The organism is Paraburkholderia sp. SIMBA_027 (assembly GCF_046535315.1).
Taxonomy (GTDB): Bacteria; Pseudomonadota; Gammaproteobacteria; order Burkholderiales; family Burkholderiaceae; genus Paraburkholderia; species Paraburkholderia tropica.
The window spans coordinates 1-375 of the sequence record NZ_JAWRWY010000174.1; the positions used below are offsets into that span (position 1 = coordinate 1).

Annotated in this window: 1 protein-coding gene; it reads left to right on the plus strand. The window is 64.3% G+C overall.

Annotated elements, in window-relative coordinates:
* Positions 1-57 precede the first annotated feature (57 nt).
* A partial coding sequence (locus SB764_RS38650; protein WP_410866560.1) for a hypothetical protein occupies positions 58-375 on the plus strand: 318 nt, incomplete at its 3' end.

The following is a 375-nucleotide window of genomic DNA, read 5'->3' on the forward strand; positions in this document are numbered from 1 at the left end:
GGGTGGGCGCGGTCATGGTCACGGGCTACCGAAGAGCGGCACCGCCGCAAAGTGGAGTTGTACAAGCTCAAAAACCAGCTCGCTGTGCATGAGGAAGCCAACCAAGCCGAGGTCGTTGCCCTGATGGCGGCGCACGATGCCGTGAACCGCAAGTGGCTGGATTACGAGCTCGACGTCGGAAACCTCATCGACTTCCCGCTGATGACGGACGTCCGGGAACCCCCCACCGTCGCCTTCCTTCGCGCCAAAAAAGAGGCAGACGGGTTGCGGCCGGCCGCCGCGGAAGAAATCACGACGCCGGCAAGGCTGGCCGAGTACCGGGCCGCAGTCCACGGATTTGAAGTGGCCTTCGATGTTGCCGAGCGCGAGGCCAGG